The organism is Acinetobacter sp. YH12254, from assembly GCF_013417415.1.
GTDB classification, from domain to species: Bacteria; Pseudomonadota; Gammaproteobacteria; order Pseudomonadales; family Moraxellaceae; genus Acinetobacter; species Acinetobacter pseudolwoffii.
In genome coordinates this window covers 77,825-93,802 of the sequence record NZ_VPEB01000003.1, presented here as the reverse complement: position 1 = coordinate 93,802, position 15,978 = coordinate 77,825, and the positions used below count along the sequence as shown (strand labels likewise).

Below are 15,978 nucleotides of genomic sequence, written 5' to 3'. Positions count from 1 at the left end.
TCCTCTTTTTATTTGGCTTTAGCTTAGAATTAGTCTTGTTCTGCTGGCGGAACCAGCATCAGTACCGCATCATTTAATAATGCCGCGACATCTTCCAGAATATCTTCATCAGCGAAGTTTTCATCCAGCAATATGATTTCACCGTCTGCAAGCTGCTTGAGTTTTGTGGTAAATGCCTCAGAGATCTCAATCCCTTCACCATTGGCCCAGAACAGAACATCGCCGTCTGCTTCAGTGTAGAGCAAGCGTGAAGCCGGTTCGAGCATCAGGCTATAACCCTGATCCAGTGCTTCTTCCAGATCACCTGTGCCGATTTCTTCCGCTTCCGGAAGGTTCTCTGGATATTTGGGTTCTGACATTAAAGTCATAATGGCATCTTCTAAAACATTCGAATTATGCAGTTGCTGCATGATCTGTTCTTTTAGATATTCCAGCTCATTGCCGCTGACTTCACCAATGGCTCCGACCTGGTCACGAATAATATCAACCAGTGGATTGCGTAAACTTTCATTCTCAGAAAATTTATCACCAACACGGTCCATCATATCGCTCACATTTGGCATACGGAAGCCAAAGGAAAAGGTTAGACAATCATCTTCTGCAACGCCGTAATGCGCCAAACCAGGTGGCACATACAGCAAGTCGCCAGGTGCCAGAACTTCGTCAAAATTCACCTCAATTTCAGGCAATAATTTCAGTGGCTGACCCGGAACCAATACAGTTTCGGCATCACACATTTGTCCGAGCTGCCAGCGACGATGCCCGTAGCCTTGTACCAGAAAGACATCGTAAAAATCAAAGTGCTTTCCTACAGAGCCGCCTTGAGGTGCATAAGACACCATGATGTCATCGCGGCGCCATTGCGGAATAAACGGGAACTTTTTCCACATTTCCGACAGGTCAAATGAATAATGATCTACCGCCTGAACCAAAAGTGTCCACAGCTTGGGCATTTTCTGAAAATCAGCTTTAAGTAAAGGCGAAGATTTCACGCTCCACTGATTCGGATCGCGATCTTTTTGCTTGATTAAACGCGCAGTGACGTGTTCTTCAAGCGCAAGTTCCATCACGTCATCAGGTTCAAGCAGATTGGCGATTTCAGGCATCGCATTACGCACCAGTAACGGTTTTTTTTGCCAGTATTCACTCAAAAATTGTTCAGCGGTGATTCCGCCTAAAACGTCTAAAGGTTGAGACATAGATTACAGCCTGAATTAAGGGGAGATTAAGGAACTAAAATTTTCAATTCACGAAGAATGTGACACAGCTTGATCATCGGCATGCCCATCAAAGTGGTCTGGTCTTGCCCGATCATTTTTTCAAACAGGCTGATGCCGAGGCTTTCACATTTGAAACTGCCGGCACAATGCAGTGGCTGTTCAATCGTGACATAGCGTTCAATTTCGGCTTTGGACAGTTTACGGAACTTGACTTTATAGTGCTCGACCAGCGTTCGTTCATAACCAGTAGCCTGCTGTTGCACACTGAGTGCAGTACTGAAATAGACAATCTTGTCCGAATTGGCCTGTAACTGGCGAATGGCTTTTTCAGGAGTTAAAGGTTTGCCAATAAAAATATCTGGTGCGCCTTCACGCCATGCCACCTGATCCGAACCAATCACAATCGCTTCAGGATTTTTCTCAGCAATATATTTGGCTTTCTCAAAAGCCAGCCGCTTGGCCAAATCATCTGCGTGATTTTCACCGCGAGGAGACTCATCGATATCCGGTACTAGAGAAATATAATCAATATGCAGGCGATCCATCAACTCTTTACGGGTTTGGCTGGAGGATGCCAAAATAATCTGTACAGCATTCATTAGACAGCATATTCCTCAAGAATATTTAAAGGTACATAAGACAGCACCGCTTTATGGCAGGCTTGCAGCTTGATCGGGGGGGCTTGACCTGCTTCATAGGCTTCGACCCAGCGTGTCACGCAGAGGCACCAGAAATCACCGGGTTGCAGGCCAGGGAAGTCCAGCTCTGGCAAAGGTGTGATCAGGTCATTGCCCACTTTTTGCGAGAAATTGAGAAATTCCGACGTCATCTGCGCGCATACCGTATGCTGCCCCAGATCAGTGGTCGCAGTATGGCAAAAGCCATTGCGGAAATAACCGGTAATCGGATCGAAGCAGCAGCTTGATAAAGGCTCACCTAACACGTTCAAACGGTTAAGATTTGGATCAGGATGTATCGACATAGGCACTGAATCTAAAAGAAGCTTTTTTCTATCATAACAAAACTTTGGCATTCAGAATGTTTTCTGCAAAAGATGCTAACCTTTTTCTGCATAATCATTTAAAATCGGCTGGTTTTAATATCTATAAAGTGAGCTCTACATGAACTTTCAGCGTATGACTGACCTCGATTTAGCAGGTAAACGTGTTCTGATCCGTGAAGATTTAAACGTTCCTGTTAAAAATGGTGTGATCACCAGCGATGCGCGTCTTCGTGCAGCATTGCCAACCATTCAAGCAGCAGTTGAAAAAGGCGCTGCAGTAATGGTGTATTCTCACCTTGGTCGTCCGGTTGAAGGTGAGCCTAAAGCTGAACAATCGCTTGCACCTGTAGCGGCTTACTTGACTGAAGCTTTGGGTCAAGACGTAAAACTATTTACCGACTACCTAGATGGCGTTGAGGTTCAGCCGGGTCAAGTTGTGTTACTTGAGAACTGCCGTTTTAACGTTGGTGAGAAGAAAAACAATCCTGAACTTGCTGCAAAATATGCAGCGCTGTGTGATGTATTCGTGATGGATGCATTCGGTACAGCGCACCGTGCAGAAGCATCGACTGAAGGCGTAGCGCGTCTTGCTAAAGTTGCAGCAGCAGGTCCTTTATTGGCAGCTGAACTTGATGCACTAGGCCGTGCACTTAAGACACCTGAAAAGCCAATGGTGGCAATTGTTGCGGGTTCTAAAGTATCGACTAAACTTGATGTGTTGACTTCACTGTCTGACATCTGCGATCAATTGATCGTGGGTGGTGGTATTGCCAATACTTTCCTTGCTGCGGCAGGCTATAACGTTGGTAAGTCACTGTGTGAAAAAGATCTGATCGATACTGCAAAAGCCATTGCTGCAAAAGTATCAGTGCCACTTCCAACTGACGTTGTGGTTGCCGATGCTTCTGAAATCAACTTTGAAGATTTCCTGGGTTCATTGGCTGCTGCGAAAGCAACTGTGAAAAATGTTGCCGATGTTGCTGATAACGACATGATTCTGGATGTGGGTCCAGAAACTGCAAAAGCATTTGCAGAAATCCTGAAAACCTCTAAAACCATTCTCTGGAATGGCCCGGTGGGTGTGTTTGAAGTCGATCAATTCGGCGAAGGTACCAAAACTTTATCTTTAGCGATTGCTGAATCTGCCGGTTTCTCGATCGCGGGTGGTGGTGACACATTGGCTGCAATCGACAAGTACGAAGTAGCAGATAAAATTGGCTATATTTCTACGGGTGGTGGTGCATTCCTCGAATTCGTTGAAGGTAAAACCCTTCCTGCAGTTGCGGTACTCTTAGAACGTGCTTGATTGCATGTCCTAAGCTAAAAAGCTGGCCAAGTGCCAGCTTTTTTATGTCATTTTTTTGACAATGAAAACTTACCCTTCATGGCTTCGTCATGAAAATGCAATAAATCTGTCATAAGATGCAGAGATTAAATCACCAAATGATGAGATCACGTGATGAAAAAACAGTTAACTTTGGCAGCTTTATTCGCTGCATCATTGGCACTGACTGCATGTGCGAAACAGGAAAATGCACCGGTCGCTGAAACAGAAAGCTCGGCAGCAGTGGCCAATGAGACTATAACGCCAGAACAGCAAGCCGCGATTGATGCCATTGACCAGCCAGTTTTAGATGAAAAAAATACCGATATTCCAGCTGAAATTGCCAATGCGCCAGCAGATGAAGCAACTGCAGACCAGTCAGTTACAGCGACTTCTGAGCCTGTAGCACCTTAATCCAGTGCATGTGAGATAAAATCCCTGCAAAAGCAGGGATTTTTTTTAAATAGTGTTATTTGTTGCTGAATTGAAACCTTTGAACATGTAGAATATGTGGCATTCACTGGGAGGATATTATGGCTCTTATTTCATTGCGCCAGCTCTTGGATCACGCCGGCGAACATGCTTACGGCGTACCAGCATTTAACGTAAACAACTTAGAACAAATGCGTGCAATTATGCTTGCAGCAGATGCAACCAATTCACCTGTTATCGTACAAGCATCTGCGGGTGCGCGTAAATATGCAGGCGCTCCGTTCTTGCGTCACCTGATTTTGGCTGCAATTGAAGAATGGCCACATATTCCAGTGGTAATGCACCAAGACCACGGAACCAGCCCTGACATTTGCCAACGTTCAATCCAGCTCGGCTTTTCATCAGTGATGATGGACGGCTCACTTGGTGAAGATGGCAAAACCCCAACTTCATACGAATACAACGTTGATGTGACTCGTCGTACGGTTCAGATGGCACATGCATGTGGCGTTTCTGTAGAAGGTGAGATCGGTTGTTTAGGTAGCCTTGAAACAGGTATGGCGGGTGAAGAAGATGGCGTAGGCGCAGAAGGCGTACTTGATCATTCTCAACTTCTGACTTCAGTTGAAGAAGCACGTAGTTTCGTTGCAGATACCAATGTGGATGCGCTGGCGATTGCTGTAGGTACTTCACACGGTGCGTACAAATTTACGCGTCCACCTACAGGCGATATTCTGGCGATTGACCGCATTAAAGAAATTCATGCGGCACTTCCAAATACGCATTTGGTTATGCACGGTTCAAGCTCTGTGCCACAAGAGTGGTTGGCAGTAATTAACCAGTATGGCGGCGACATCAAGGAAACTTATGGTGTTCCGGTTGAGCAGCTGGTTGAAGCGATCAAACATGGCGTGCGTAAAATCAACATCGATACTGACTTGCGTTTAGCATCTACAGGTGCAATGCGTCGTATGATGGCAGAAAAACCAAGCGAATTCGATCCTCGTAAATTCTTCAGCGCAACGGTTGATGCCATGAAGCAAATCTGTATCGATCGTTATGAAGCATTTGGTACTGCCGGTAATGCAGACAAGATTCGCCCAATTTCTTTAGAGAAAATGGTGTCGTACTATAATAAATAATTCCCAGTGAATCATTTATAGAAAAAGCCCACAGCGAATGTGGGCTTTTTTGTAGACTGATAAATACCAAGAATAAGAGCAGCATATGGAACTGATTTTCGCAGCAGCGCTGTGTAGCGTTGTGGTCTCAATATTATTAAAAGTCGCCAAAAACAGAGGGCTGAGTCCGATCCACATGATTAGCTGGAATTATGCCACCGCCAGCTTGTTGTGCTTTTTCTGGTTTAAGCTGGATATCCAGCATATTTCGCCAAGCCAGACACCATGGTTCCTCATTCTGGCATTGGGTATTTTGCTTCCGAGCGTATTTCTGTTGCTGGCCAAAGCCTTGGAAAGCGCTGGAATTTTAAAAACAGAAATCGCCCAGCGGCTTTCTGTAGTCTTGTCACTGGCGGCGGCTTATTTTATTTTTCAGGAACAGTTTAATCAGCTGAAAATACTCGGGATCGCTTTAGGTATTGGCGCAGTGCTGTGTATTTTATTCTCACATCGACAAAGTACAGGACAGGGCAGTCAGGGCATGTTGTATCTGGGGCTGGTCTGGGTGGGTTATGCACTGATTGATGTATTATTAAAATATACAACCAGTTTAGGTTTGCAGTTCGCCGTTGCACTCAATCTGATGTTTATTTGCGCTCTGATCATGTCGATGGGCTATCTGCTGTTTAAATATAAAAGCTTGGGGTCGATACAGAATATAGGCGCTGGTCTGTTATTGGGTGTGCTGAATTTTGCCAATATTGCGTTTTATGTCAAAGCCCATATGCTGCTCAAGGATTCGCCGGCAATTGTCTTTGCTGGCATGAATATTCTGGTGGTGGTATTTGGAGTCATTGCAGGTCTGATGTTCTTTAAAGAGCGACTCAAACCTGCAAGTGCCGCGGGTTTACTGCTAGGTCTCACTAGTGTGATTTGCCTAGCTTATGCAATGTCTGTTTGACATAAGACGATGCAAATTTAATCGGATGTCGCAGCAGGTCGCCTGCTTCGGCCAGTCCAAGCAATAAACCGGCCTGTTGGCAGTCTGGACAGTGCGGATAACGATGCTGTTGATCTTTATAGTGTTGGAGATAAATTTTATCGCAATGATGGCATGCAAATTTCAGGGATTTGGAGGTAAGGAGCGACATAGATGACCTCTATTGTTATTCTATTAGATGGTAAATTAAATAAAGCAAAAAATAGGCCCGAACTGATATGGAAAGGGGCGCCTGGCCCCTTTTATAGCATAAGATCCTTACAGTTTGGTGAAAATGTCTTCAGCAGGCAGGCGGGATTTCGGTAGTTTGGCATTGAAGTCATTTTCACTGCGATAACCCAAAGTCAGCAGCACAGAGGGAATTAAACCCTGTTCTGCAAGTTTTAATTCTTCAGTGATAATCTCTTCATCAAAGCCGCCAATTGGTGTGGCATCGACACCTTCAATTCCGGCAGCCAACAGCATCTGACCGAGCGCAATAAAGGTCTGATTTTCAGCCCAGCGCTGAATATCACCTTTTTCATTACGATAATAATGAATATAGCCTGCACGGGTGTTTTTCTGGCCTTCTTTGGCCGACTCATCTTTAAAGCGACCACTGAGATCATCGCGATTCAGCAAGTTTTCCAGATGCAGCTCATTAATATCGGCTTTGGTACAAAATAAAATGGTATGTGAAGAATCCAGAACTTTAGGTGCATTATAAGCATAGGTGCCGACCAACGCTTTGGCAATTCGCTGTTTGGCTGCCTCATGATCGGCAATAAAAAAATGCCAGGGCTGAATATTGATTGAAGACGGGGCAAAACGCAAAATTTCTAATAGGCGTTCAAACTGGTCTGCCGGAATTTTCTTGCTCGGATCATAGGCTTTAGTGGCATAGCGGGTCTGTGTGATTTTGAGTAAATCCATTAATGGACTCCAATCTTTTTAAATAAACAGAGGATAGCGGTTTTGCAGGTATAAGATTTTGAGATCTCCTGATTATTACAATAAAAATACCTCAGGCAAAGTCTGTTGTTGAATGATCTTGATATAAATGCAAGTAAAACTTAGCATTAAATTAGATAACAATGCAGTTTTTGTCTATTGGCACTTTTGGACAAGAAGCATTTAATAAGCAGTATCGCCAGTAACATGCAAATAGGTCCGTAAATGCAATTTACCAATTATTTTAAACACAAACTTAAAACCCAGCAGCAAATCGGGTTGTGGATTGGGCTGGCAGATGCCTATGGTACCGAGATTGCAGCAAATGCCGGCTATGACTGGTTACTGATTGATGGTGAGCATGCTCCCAGCGATTTGAGAATCACATTGTCGCAACTGCAAAGTATTGCCGCTTATCCGTCGCAAGCGGTGGTACGACCTCCGGTTGGCAGTGTACAGCTGATCAAGCAGCTGCTCGATATCGGTGCGCAGACTTTATTGATTCCGATGGTCGAAACAGTGGAACAGGCGGAACTGATGGTTAAGGCAGTGCGTTATCCACCGGAAGGGATTCGTGGCGTTGGTGCTGCGCTGGCACGTGCCACGCGCTGGAACAGCATTCCGAATTATTATCAGACTGCGCATGAAGAAATCTGTTTGCTGATCCAGATTGAGTCGGTTACCGGATTGGAAAATCTGGATGCTATTCTTCAGATTGATGGAATTGACGGGGTATTTATTGGCGCCGTAGACCTGTCTGCTACCATGGGCTATCAGGGTGATCCAAATCATCCAGAGGTGCAAGCCGCGGTTGTGGATGCAATTCAGCGGATTCGTGTTGCAGGTAAAGCCGCTGGTATTCTGTCAACTCAGCATGAAGTCACACAAAAGTATCTGGAACTTGGCACTGAATTTGTTGCAGTAGGCGTTGATACCAGCGTTCTGATGAATTCATTGCGGGATTTGTTGGGAAAATATAAAACAGATATAAATGTAATTAAAACAAATACGGGATATTAATCATTTATCAGGTCTGAATGAATGGATTAGATAAGATTCTGAATGATTTTTAATCAGAACTTGTCTGCAATGATCTATTCATTCAAATCTAACAAGATGATTGTCTGTTTTTTGGCCTAACATAAGGCGTAATATGCTTCTTTCCTGAATGATGAGAAGAGCAGAACTGAACTTTTGCTGTCTGCTATTTGTTTTAATGGCCTTGTAGCAGCTGTGAATCATTTATAAAAGTGATATCTATCAAAGACAATTACCTTCATAAAATTTCTGCACAATCATTGTTTTAAAAATCAGGCAGGCATTATTTGTAATGACAATGTATGTTTGCTTTCATGAAAAATAAGGTGTATAGTGATAACACTTCGAGCGAGTATAGTTCTCGCTTTTATTATTTCTAGCTAATTGTGATTCACTTTTGGTTCAAGCCTTTGAGCTTGGATAACATCTAGTAACTACAGAATTATTATACAAATTTGGTTTTATTAATCTCTTTGTACAGTCACAAAAAGCTCATTTTATGAGTAATTATTTTGAATATTTTAAATGAATGGCATACCGCCACTGCCGTAAATGGTGGCGAAATTAATGTTAAACTGGTTCCGTTAAAGCGTAAACAAAACACTCAGGATGGTTTTATCTGGGTCGAAGTTGGAAAAATGATCCAGCTGCAAACTGGTGAAGAAATCCTGTTTAATCTTGATGGTAAAAGTTTCTATACTGGTGTAAACCAGCTTTATCGCTTGTGTTAAACAAATAGATGTCTTAAAAAAGTGGCCGATTAATATCGCCACTTTTTTAGTTTTAGGGTGTCAAAGCTTTGATTTTCCTGAATTTCTAGAATCTCTGCACGATCTTCTTTCCAGTCGCCGAGTACGATTCTTTTTTTCTGTCCTAGCTGGTGAATGGCTGCACGATGTGTATGGCCATGAATCAGAACATCTACATCTGTTAATGCCAGTTCAACAGCCTGTGGATTGACATCCATCACCTCATAGCTTTTAAACTGCTGCGCCTGATGACTTTGCTGACGGAAACCATTGGCTAATTTTTTACGGAAAGACAGCGGTGCACGCTTTAATAAGCCTAGCAGAAGTGGATGCCGGATAATCTTTTTAAAGCGCTGATAAGCGATGTCATCGGTACACAGTGCATCACCATGTTCCAGGCGAAAACGTGTTCCTGCAATGTTCAGTTGGTCTATCTCAGGAAGTAGCTTTCCGCCAAATTGAGCTAAAAACTTGCTGCCGAGAACAAAATCCCGGTTGCCTGCCTGAAAATATACCTGATTACCAGCCTGAATAAACTGTTTTAAGGCAGTGACAATTTCGTCCAGCCATGGGGCTGTATAGTCGTCACCGATCCAGGCATTGAACCAGTCACCCAAAATATACAATCGGGTATTTTGATCTTGATATTCGGTCAATAAATCTAAAAACCCCCGAACAAGTCGAGGGTGATCAGGTGACAAATGTAAATCTGAGATAAACAGATAGGTCACGAATCTTTTCCTTTTATTCCTCTCTAGATCCCTCATTTATATGAGGGATTTTCCATTACACCGTTTTAAAGCATCGCTTTAAAACTCATAAAGAACGGAGAGGACGTTTTTTATTCAGAAATGATTTTTGCAGACTCAATAACTACATTTTCTAGTGGAACATCAGCGTGGTAGCCACGGTTGCCAGTACGAACGCCTTTAATTTCGTTGACAATGTCCATGCCGTCAGTCACTTTACCAAATACTGCATAACCCCAACCTTGTGCTGTTTTACCAGAATGGTTAAGGAATGCGTTGTTGCCAACGTTAATGAAGAATTGAGCAGATGCAGAATGTGGAGCTTGCGTACGCGCCATGGCAATTGTGCCCAAATCGTTAGTTAAGCCATTGTCTGCTTCATTTTCGATTGCATCACGGGTCGCTTTTTCTTTGAAGTTTTCATCCATACCACCACCCTGGATCATGAAACCATCAATTACACGGTGGAAAATTACGCCGTCATAAAAACCGTCACGCACATATTCTAAAAAGTTAGCCACTGTTTTAGGTGCTTTTTCAGCATTGAGTTCAAGAACAATACGACCTTTATTGGTGTTTAATTCGACTTGAGGAAAACTCATTGTGTAATCTCCTAATCATGGACGAGTGCCATGGTTTTTTCTGAATGAGTGAAGCATAAGCAAACTACAATCGACTAGGCAAGTAAAAACATTATTTTCTTTGTTAAAAGCATAAAAATAGTACCTTATTTATACGTTGATTTATCAAGGCATTTCAGATATTGCCCTATCAGGCACCCTATTTTGAATTGGCGTAAATTAATGATTTTACTGCTTGTACAAGCACTGATATTTTAGTTTCAGGCAACTCGCCGTATTTTCATTTTTTAAAATGGGTGAATTGAAATCAAATACCATAGTTAGCGGTTGAGAGATTATTCACCTCTAGTTAAACTAAGGAACTTTGATAATGAATATGCGTACAACCTGTGCGATTAAATATTCGTTAATCCCTTTTTAACTTTAGAAGTGAATGATTGATCATGAAGCCAAATGATGTTGTGACATCTCTGCCCGAGAACCCGACCCAAAAGAACAATGCAGTCGATTCAGTGCAGCAGCAAGAACAACAACCGGGCTTGGACTTTGTACGTCAGGTCATTACGGATGATTTAGCCGCTGGTCGTACCCAACAGATCGTCACGCGTTTTCCGCCTGAGCCAAATGGCTACTTACATATTGGCCATGTGAAAGCAATTTGCTTGAACTTTGGGATTGCTGAAGAATTCCAGGGTGTGTGTAATCTTCGTTTTGATGATACCAATCCGGATGCTGAAGAACAGGAATATGTTGATGGTATTGCCAATGATGTGAAATGGTTGGGCTTCCAGTGGGAGGGCGAGCCGCGCTATGCATCGAGCTATTTTGATCAACTTTATACATGGGCGGTTCAGCTGATTGAACAGGGTGATGCCTATGTGGATTTACAAAGCCCCGAAGACATCCGTTTAAACCGCGGTAACTTTGTCGAGCCGGGTAAGAACTCGCCACAACGTGATGCAACTGTTGCAGAGAATCTGGAACGTTTTGAGAAGATGCGTAGCGGCGAATATGCTGAAGGTCAGGCTGTTTTACGCGCTAAAATCGATATGACCTCACCGAACGTACATATGCGTGATCCGATCTTGTATCGTATTTTGCATTCAGCGCACCATCAGACGGGCGATACATGGAAAATTTATCCAATGTACGACTATGCGCATCCATTGTCTGATGCGATTGAAGGCATTACCCACTCGCTTTGTACATTAGAGTTCCAGGATCACCGTCCGTTCTATGACTGGGTGGTGGCAAAGGTTAAATCACCATCTGTGCCACGTCAGTATGAATCTAGCCGTTTGAACGTGGATTACACCATCACCTCGAAACGTAAATTACGTAAACTGGTTGAAGGTGCTCATGTGAATGGTTGGGACGATCCACGTATGCCAACTGTAGTCGGTATGCGTCGCCGTGGTTTTACACCTGAAGGTCTGCGTGATTTCTGCCAGCGTGTCGGTGTATCGAAAGTGGATGGTAGTATTGTCGATGTCGCGATGCTGGAATATTGCATCCGCCAGTCTCTGGAAAATACCGCAGCGCGTGGTATGGCCGTGTTAAATCCACTGAAAGTGACCTTAAGCAACTTGCCAGCCGATATGGATCTGACCCATTCACGTCATCCGAACGTGGACATGGGCGAACGCGTGATTCCTTTAACCACTGAGCTGTTTATTGACCGTAAAGACTTTGAGGAAGAACCACCAAAAGGCTTTAAACGTCTGATTCCAGGTGGTGAAGTACGTTTACGTCATGCCTATGTGATCAAATGTGATGAAGTCATTAAAGATGAAAATGGTGAAGTGGTTGAGCTGAAATGTTCGATTGATCCTGAAACTTTGGGTAAGAATCCTGAAGGCCGCAAGGTGAAAGGTGTGGTTCACTGGGTATCTGCGACTAAAGGTGTGCCTGCCGAAGTCCGTATTTATGAACGTCTGTTCACTGAGTCGGATCCTGAAGTGGGTGATGACTTCCTGGCCAACTTGAACCCTGAATCCTTAAAGGTGGTTCAAGCCGTGATTGAGCCGGCATTGGCGCAAGCTCAACCGGAAGATCGCTTCCAGTTTGAGCGTGAAGGTTACTTCGTTGCCGATCAATACGATCATAATAGCAAGAAACCAGTATTTAACCGTATTCTTGACTTGAAAGACAGTTTCAAGCCAGGCAAATAATCAGGTTTAAATCAGATATTAAAAGCCCAACTTCGGTTGGGCTTTTTCAATACAGCAGGGAAAATGCCATGATTGTGCGTGATAAAAACAATAGTATCGGTTTACTGTTTGCCTGGCAGGGCACAATTTTGCCTAAGGTATTGCCGGCTTTAGTCTTGGTGGTCTTTATTTCCGGCCTACTGGTCTATTTGAGTCAGGCACATTTTGTGAATCTTCCTGCCGTACCCGCAATCGGCTTTACCATTTTTGGTGTGATTCTTTCGATCTTTCTCAGCTTTAGAAATACGGCATGTTATGAGCGCTGGTGGGAAGGGCGCAAGCTCTGGGGAGCGCTAATCGCCACCACACGTCATTTATGCCGGGACAGCCATGTGCTGGATGATCAGACCCGCGAGGTCTTGTTATATCGCATGATGCTGTTTAGCCATCTGTTGCGTGACCGGCTCAGACAGCAAGTACAAAGTATTCAGCATTACCAAACAACCACGCATTTTGAAAATATGGCATTCGATCAGTTGCTCGTGCAAATCAATCCTTCACAATGGGTGCTGGAACAGATGCAAAAGGAGTTGGTTCAGCAATATAAGCAGGGCAACATCAGCGATATTATTTATAACAATTTGAATCAGCATACTGTGGCCTTGGGCAATATTCAGGCCGGTTGTGACCGGATACTGTCGACGCCATTGCCATTTTCTTATTCGGTACTGTTACATCGTGCAGTGTATTCGTTCTGTTTTATTTTACCTTTTAGTTTGCAGGCCAATCTGGGCCTGTGGACGCCGATTCTGGTCGGGTTGATTGCTTATATGCTCTTAGGCCTAGATGAGCTCAGTGCTGAGCTAGAAGAGCCTTTTGGGCTACAGGATAATGATCTGCCACTCGATTCAATGGTACGACTGGTAGAACGGGAAACCTTAAGCTCTTTGGGTAAAGGTTTACCTGAAGCGATTCAGGCCAAAAAAGGTTATTTAACCTGATCTGTTCCTTTTAATATCAAAGTTTAAACCCGAACTCAAAATTTCTTACTAACAAAAAATCATCGGCAGGCTGAGCTTTAAATTAACGATGTTTAAGATTAGTCAGGTCTGACACTTTCGTTTTAGCCTGATCTTGCAATTCACGGTATTGTTGCAAACGCAGATTGGCTTTATCTCTAAGCTTCTTCTTGATGTACAAGGCCAAGGCAAAACTCGTCGTGGTCAGGGTCAGGAACATGCTGTTCATGAAACTCATCATCGAGCTGATATAACCAATCGTGGTCAGGCGATTCATCATATAGATCACTTGCGGGCTGCTTTCTACGCCAGTAATCGCCCAAGTACACAGATGTTCGCAATTATTGATAATTAAATGATAATTATTTTCATGCATTCTGGAACGCATGCGACGCACAACTTTACGGCCTTTATATTTCGCCGAGTCATAATGTTGCACATGAATCGCTTTGCCATGACTGAATTTTTCAATAGAGGTTATTTCAATGGGGCGTTTCTTAAATAAATGTGCAAAGCCCGAATAATGAATAACACGACCACGTCCAGCGTATATCCCATGATGGGTATAACCGAAATGTTTAACCATAAGGTGCGCTCCTATGGGAAACCGTTTAGTCTGTTGCATATCAGAATTAAGCCATTTAAAAAAGCATTGTAGTTTAATAGCAAGTGTACTGTCTTTTGCTAAATTAATCGACGCTTTGCTTGAGTTTAGGCAGACAAGCAATAGGCGTATGCAGCAAGTGACTTGATCACCTGGATGGCAGAATTCAGATGAACATCTGTTCAGCAACACCCATAAATAGCCTAAGCTAACTTTTACATTTCAATAAAATCAGAAAAAGTGAGAGGAAGAAGTGTTCAGATTTATTACCAATTACTCAACAGAAGGCAGAAGGTTGTGTAGTCGGATTTATACAATTGAACTCTCTAAGTTTGGTTCTTCTTCAATGTAATTAAAGCGACAGATATAAAAAAAGCACCTGGTTACACAAGTGCTTTTTTTGATCAGGCTAGAGCCTTTGCCGATTACTGCAAGGGCAAGTGTTGAAGTTCATTCAGTTCCTTACGGCTATAGCCGCGTGATACAAGAACCTTTTTGATTCCGATGATGATCTCTTCATCAGTTGCTTTAGACAAAGCTTCAAGAAGCTGTTCATTTGTCTTGAAAGAGCAATCATTTTCTACACAAGCAATCTGATTCTTGTGTTCATTGTGTTGTTCCACAGAAAACAACTTTTGCCAAAAACTCATAGAGCCTTCATACAACAACCTAACATAGAGTGAAATATAGCCAATTAAATAAATAAAGCAATAGGACCTATGTGATAAAAGCAGCAGTTGGTCTTTAAAATTTCCGATTGAAGCTCAAAGAGCTAACGATATTTTTAGCTGTACAAATGATAATTTGTTATTAAGTTAATGATTTAAGATATAAAAAAAGGAATTTCGAAAAACTCCTTTTTTGTAACAAGAAAATAAATTGAAACAAATTCTTTATCTTCTTTCTAATAATACGCCCGTTTCTACATGGTGCGTATATGGAAATTGATCAAACATAGCGAATTTGCTGATTTTATGGGTTTGAGACAACTGTTTCAGATTGTCATGCAATGTGTCTGGATTGCAAGAAATGTAAATAATGCGTTGGAAGCGCTGTAATAGTTTAAGCGTTTCATCATCAATACCGGCACGCGGTGGATCGACAAAGACTGTATCAAAATCATAAGTCGCAAGATCAATATTGGCTTCTTGCAGGCGGCGGAAAACACGCTCGCCGTTGTAAGCTTGGGTGAACTCTTCTGCAGAAAGACGCGCGACCTGAATATTCCCAATCTGGTTTTGCTCAATATTCCACTCAGCCGCATAGACTGAAGATTTGGCTAACTCGGTTGCCAGAACACGGCGGAACTTGGTCGAGAGTGGCAGGGTAAAGTTACCATTACCACAATATAATTCCAGCAAATCTTGATCAGATTGCTCTGCTGCATCACATGCCCATTCCAGCATGTTTTGGCAGACTTGGGCATTCGGCTGGGTAAAGCTGCTTTCGATCTGTTTGTATTGATAGGTACGATCAAAAACAGAAAGTTCTTCCACCACATACTCATCAGACAGGACAAACTTCTGTCCACGGCTGCGGCCAATTAACTTGATATTTAACTGTTCTGCCAGTGCTTTGGCTGCCGGTTCCCAGCTTTCATCCAGTTTACGATGATAAATCAGAGAAACCAGAACCTGACCACTTAAGGTCGCCAGAAAATGTACTTCAAACAGACGTGTCGATAATAACGGATCTGCTTTGAGCGCTTGCAGCAATTTAGGCATCAACTGATTGATGCTGAGGTCTGCAACCGGAAATTCATCAATGCGGATGACTTTTTTCTGTTGATCTTCATTGCGCTCGAACATGGCATAGAACATGTCATCCTCAGTATGCCAGATCCGAAATTCAGCACGCATGCGGAAATATTTTTCAGGAGACTGGAATACTTCGAGGGCAGGTGGTTGATATTCGGCAAACTGAGCGCTGATGCGTTCAATTTTGGCATCGAGTTGTTGCTGATAAGATGAAGTCATATGCAGTAAGAAGTCGCAAATATTTTAAAGCGCAAATGGTAGCAAATAATTGCTGATCTGCCTAAGCCTATTGTGGCTGAGC

General features: G+C 43.1%; 18 protein-coding genes. 8 read left to right on the top strand and 10 right to left on the bottom strand.

What is annotated here, in order from left to right:
• Nucleotides 1-29: 29 nt before the first annotated feature.
• From FTV29_RS03660 to FTV29_RS03650, 3 genes are read right to left on the bottom strand one after another with little or no spacing between them, the layout of a single operon-like run.
• Nucleotides 30-1,199 (bottom strand): cupin domain-containing protein, encoded by a 1,170-nt coding sequence (locus tag FTV29_RS03660; RefSeq protein ID WP_180075087.1) that lies wholly within the window; start codon nucleotides 1,197-1,199, stop codon nucleotides 30-32.
• Between the two features lie 26 nt (nucleotides 1,200-1,225).
• Nucleotides 1,226-1,819: a nucleoside triphosphate pyrophosphatase gene (locus FTV29_RS03655; RefSeq protein ID WP_074382848.1), complete on the bottom strand. Its 594-nt coding sequence runs from the start codon at nucleotides 1,817-1,819 to the stop codon at nucleotides 1,226-1,228.
• Entirely contained in the window at nucleotides 1,819-2,202 is a 384-nt protein-coding gene (locus tag FTV29_RS03650; RefSeq protein WP_005096732.1) for a DUF2237 family protein, read from the bottom strand. The genes FTV29_RS03655 and FTV29_RS03650 overlap by 1 nt, the downstream gene beginning before the upstream one ends.
• Nucleotides 2,203-2,341: 139 nt before the next feature.
• On the opposite strand from FTV29_RS03650, the gene FTV29_RS03645 reads away from it, so the two are divergent.
• The 4 genes from FTV29_RS03645 (at nucleotide 2,342) to FTV29_RS03630 (ending at nucleotide 6,061) form a co-directional block, all read left to right on the top strand.
• On the top strand, nucleotides 2,342-3,529 hold the full coding sequence (locus FTV29_RS03645) for a phosphoglycerate kinase (protein ID WP_074382847.1): 1,188 nt from the start codon (nucleotides 2,342-2,344) through the stop codon (nucleotides 3,527-3,529).
• Nucleotides 3,530-3,682: 153 nt separating this feature from the next.
• Nucleotides 3,683-3,961, top strand: a complete 279-nt coding sequence (locus FTV29_RS03640; RefSeq protein WP_005171152.1) for a hypothetical protein — start codon at nucleotides 3,683-3,685, stop codon at nucleotides 3,959-3,961.
• Nucleotides 3,962-4,080: 119 nt separating this feature from the next.
• Entirely contained in the window at nucleotides 4,081-5,121 is a 1,041-nt protein-coding gene (gene fba / locus FTV29_RS03635; protein WP_005096736.1) for a class II fructose-bisphosphate aldolase, read from the top strand.
• Nucleotides 5,122-5,206: 85 nt separating this feature from the next.
• Nucleotides 5,207-6,061: a DMT family transporter gene (locus tag FTV29_RS03630; RefSeq protein ID WP_180075086.1), complete on the top strand. Its 855-nt coding sequence runs from the start codon at nucleotides 5,207-5,209 to the stop codon at nucleotides 6,059-6,061.
• On the opposite strand, the gene FTV29_RS03625 is transcribed toward FTV29_RS03630, so the two are convergent.
• Complete coding sequence (locus tag FTV29_RS03625) at nucleotides 6,024-6,251, bottom strand: hypothetical protein (protein ID WP_180075085.1); 228 nt, start codon at nucleotides 6,249-6,251, stop codon at nucleotides 6,024-6,026. The two genes, FTV29_RS03630 and FTV29_RS03625, sit on opposite strands and share 38 nt — an antisense overlap.
• 107 nt (nucleotides 6,252-6,358) lie before the next feature.
• Entirely contained in the window at nucleotides 6,359-7,012 is a 654-nt protein-coding gene (gene nfsB / locus FTV29_RS03620; protein WP_180075084.1) for an oxygen-insensitive NAD(P)H nitroreductase, read from the bottom strand.
• A 243-nt stretch (nucleotides 7,013-7,255) separates the two neighbouring features.
• Between nfsB and hpaI the strand changes: the two genes are divergently transcribed.
• Both hpaI and FTV29_RS03610 read left to right on the top strand, forming a co-directional pair.
• Entirely contained in the window at nucleotides 7,256-8,050 is a 795-nt protein-coding gene (gene hpaI, locus FTV29_RS03615; RefSeq protein WP_159515806.1) for a 4-hydroxy-2-oxoheptanedioate aldolase, read from the top strand.
• Between the two features lie 524 nt (nucleotides 8,051-8,574).
• On the top strand, nucleotides 8,575-8,799 hold the full coding sequence (locus tag FTV29_RS03610) for a transposase (protein ID WP_180075114.1): 225 nt from the start codon (nucleotides 8,575-8,577) through the stop codon (nucleotides 8,797-8,799).
• A 29-nt stretch (nucleotides 8,800-8,828) separates the two neighbouring features.
• On the opposite strand, the gene FTV29_RS03605 is transcribed toward FTV29_RS03610, so the two are convergent.
• Nucleotides 8,829-9,548, bottom strand: coding sequence for a UDP-2,3-diacylglucosamine diphosphatase (locus FTV29_RS03605; RefSeq protein WP_180075083.1), 720 nt, complete (start codon nucleotides 9,546-9,548; stop codon nucleotides 8,829-8,831).
• Between the two features lie 110 nt (nucleotides 9,549-9,658).
• Nucleotides 9,659-10,168 carry a peptidylprolyl isomerase gene (locus tag FTV29_RS03600; RefSeq protein ID WP_005171140.1) on the bottom strand — a complete coding sequence of 170 codons (510 nt, stop codon included), beginning with the start codon at nucleotides 10,166-10,168 and terminating at the stop codon, nucleotides 9,659-9,661.
• 422 nt (nucleotides 10,169-10,590) lie between these two features.
• On the opposite strand from FTV29_RS03600, the gene FTV29_RS03595 reads away from it, so the two are divergent.
• Both FTV29_RS03595 and FTV29_RS03590 read left to right on the top strand, forming a co-directional pair.
• Nucleotides 10,591-12,318 carry a glutamine--tRNA ligase/YqeY domain fusion protein gene (locus tag FTV29_RS03595; protein WP_005171137.1) on the top strand — a complete coding sequence of 576 codons (1,728 nt, stop codon included), beginning with the start codon at nucleotides 10,591-10,593 and terminating at the stop codon, nucleotides 12,316-12,318.
• A 68-nt stretch (nucleotides 12,319-12,386) separates the two neighbouring features.
• Complete coding sequence (locus tag FTV29_RS03590; RefSeq protein ID WP_005096746.1) at nucleotides 12,387-13,298, top strand: bestrophin family protein; 912 nt, start codon at nucleotides 12,387-12,389, stop codon at nucleotides 13,296-13,298.
• An 82-nt stretch (nucleotides 13,299-13,380) separates the two neighbouring features.
• Here the strand turns inward: FTV29_RS03590 and FTV29_RS03585 are convergent, their stop codons facing one another.
• From FTV29_RS03585 to trmA, 3 genes are all read right to left on the bottom strand, one after another.
• Nucleotides 13,381-13,941, bottom strand: coding sequence for a lecithin retinol acyltransferase family protein (locus tag FTV29_RS03585; RefSeq protein WP_034608524.1), 561 nt, complete (start codon nucleotides 13,939-13,941; stop codon nucleotides 13,381-13,383).
• Nucleotides 13,942-14,345: 404 nt separating this feature from the next.
• A complete protein-coding gene (locus FTV29_RS03580; protein WP_005096749.1) occupies nucleotides 14,346-14,570 on the bottom strand; it encodes a hypothetical protein in 225 nt (74 codons plus the stop codon).
• Nucleotides 14,571-14,813: 243 nt separating this feature from the next.
• The gene (gene trmA, locus FTV29_RS03575; RefSeq protein WP_180075082.1) at nucleotides 14,814-15,896 is read right to left on the bottom strand and encodes a tRNA (uridine(54)-C5)-methyltransferase TrmA; all 1,083 of its coding nucleotides are present in this window, start codon (nucleotides 15,894-15,896) and stop codon (nucleotides 14,814-14,816) included.
• Between the last annotated feature and the right edge of the window lie 82 nt (nucleotides 15,897-15,978).

Coding starts and splice junctions, on each gene's coding strand:
- FTV29_RS03660 (WP_180075087.1), bottom strand. CDS start 1,199: ATGTCTCAACCTTTAGACGTTTTAGGCGGAATCACCGCTGAACAATTT.
- FTV29_RS03655 (WP_074382848.1), bottom strand. CDS start 1,819: ATGAATGCTGTACAGATTATTTTGGCATCCTCCAGCCAAACCCGTAAA.
- FTV29_RS03650 (WP_005096732.1), bottom strand. CDS start 2,202: ATGTCGATACATCCTGATCCAAATCTTAACCGTTTGAACGTGTTAGGT.
- FTV29_RS03645 (WP_074382847.1), top strand. CDS start 2,342: ATGAACTTTCAGCGTATGACTGACCTCGATTTAGCAGGTAAACGTGTT.
- FTV29_RS03640 (WP_005171152.1), top strand. CDS start 3,683: ATGAAAAAACAGTTAACTTTGGCAGCTTTATTCGCTGCATCATTGGCA.
- fba (WP_005096736.1), top strand. CDS start 4,081: ATGGCTCTTATTTCATTGCGCCAGCTCTTGGATCACGCCGGCGAACAT.
- FTV29_RS03630 (WP_180075086.1), top strand. CDS start 5,207: ATGGAACTGATTTTCGCAGCAGCGCTGTGTAGCGTTGTGGTCTCAATA.
- FTV29_RS03625 (WP_180075085.1), bottom strand. CDS start 6,251: ATGTCGCTCCTTACCTCCAAATCCCTGAAATTTGCATGCCATCATTGC.
- nfsB (WP_180075084.1), bottom strand. CDS start 7,012: ATGGATTTACTCAAAATCACACAGACCCGCTATGCCACTAAAGCCTAT.
- hpaI (WP_159515806.1), top strand. CDS start 7,256: ATGCAATTTACCAATTATTTTAAACACAAACTTAAAACCCAGCAGCAA.
- FTV29_RS03600 (WP_005171140.1), bottom strand. CDS start 10,168: ATGAGTTTTCCTCAAGTCGAATTAAACACCAATAAAGGTCGTATTGTT.
- FTV29_RS03595 (WP_005171137.1), top strand. CDS start 10,591: ATGAAGCCAAATGATGTTGTGACATCTCTGCCCGAGAACCCGACCCAA.
- FTV29_RS03590 (WP_005096746.1), top strand. CDS start 12,387: ATGATTGTGCGTGATAAAAACAATAGTATCGGTTTACTGTTTGCCTGG.
- FTV29_RS03585 (WP_034608524.1), bottom strand. CDS start 13,941: ATGCAACAGACTAAACGGTTTCCCATAGGAGCGCACCTTATGGTTAAA.
- FTV29_RS03580 (WP_005096749.1), bottom strand. CDS start 14,570: ATGAGTTTTTGGCAAAAGTTGTTTTCTGTGGAACAACACAATGAACAC.
- trmA (WP_180075082.1), bottom strand. CDS start 15,896: ATGACTTCATCTTATCAGCAACAACTCGATGCCAAAATTGAACGCATC.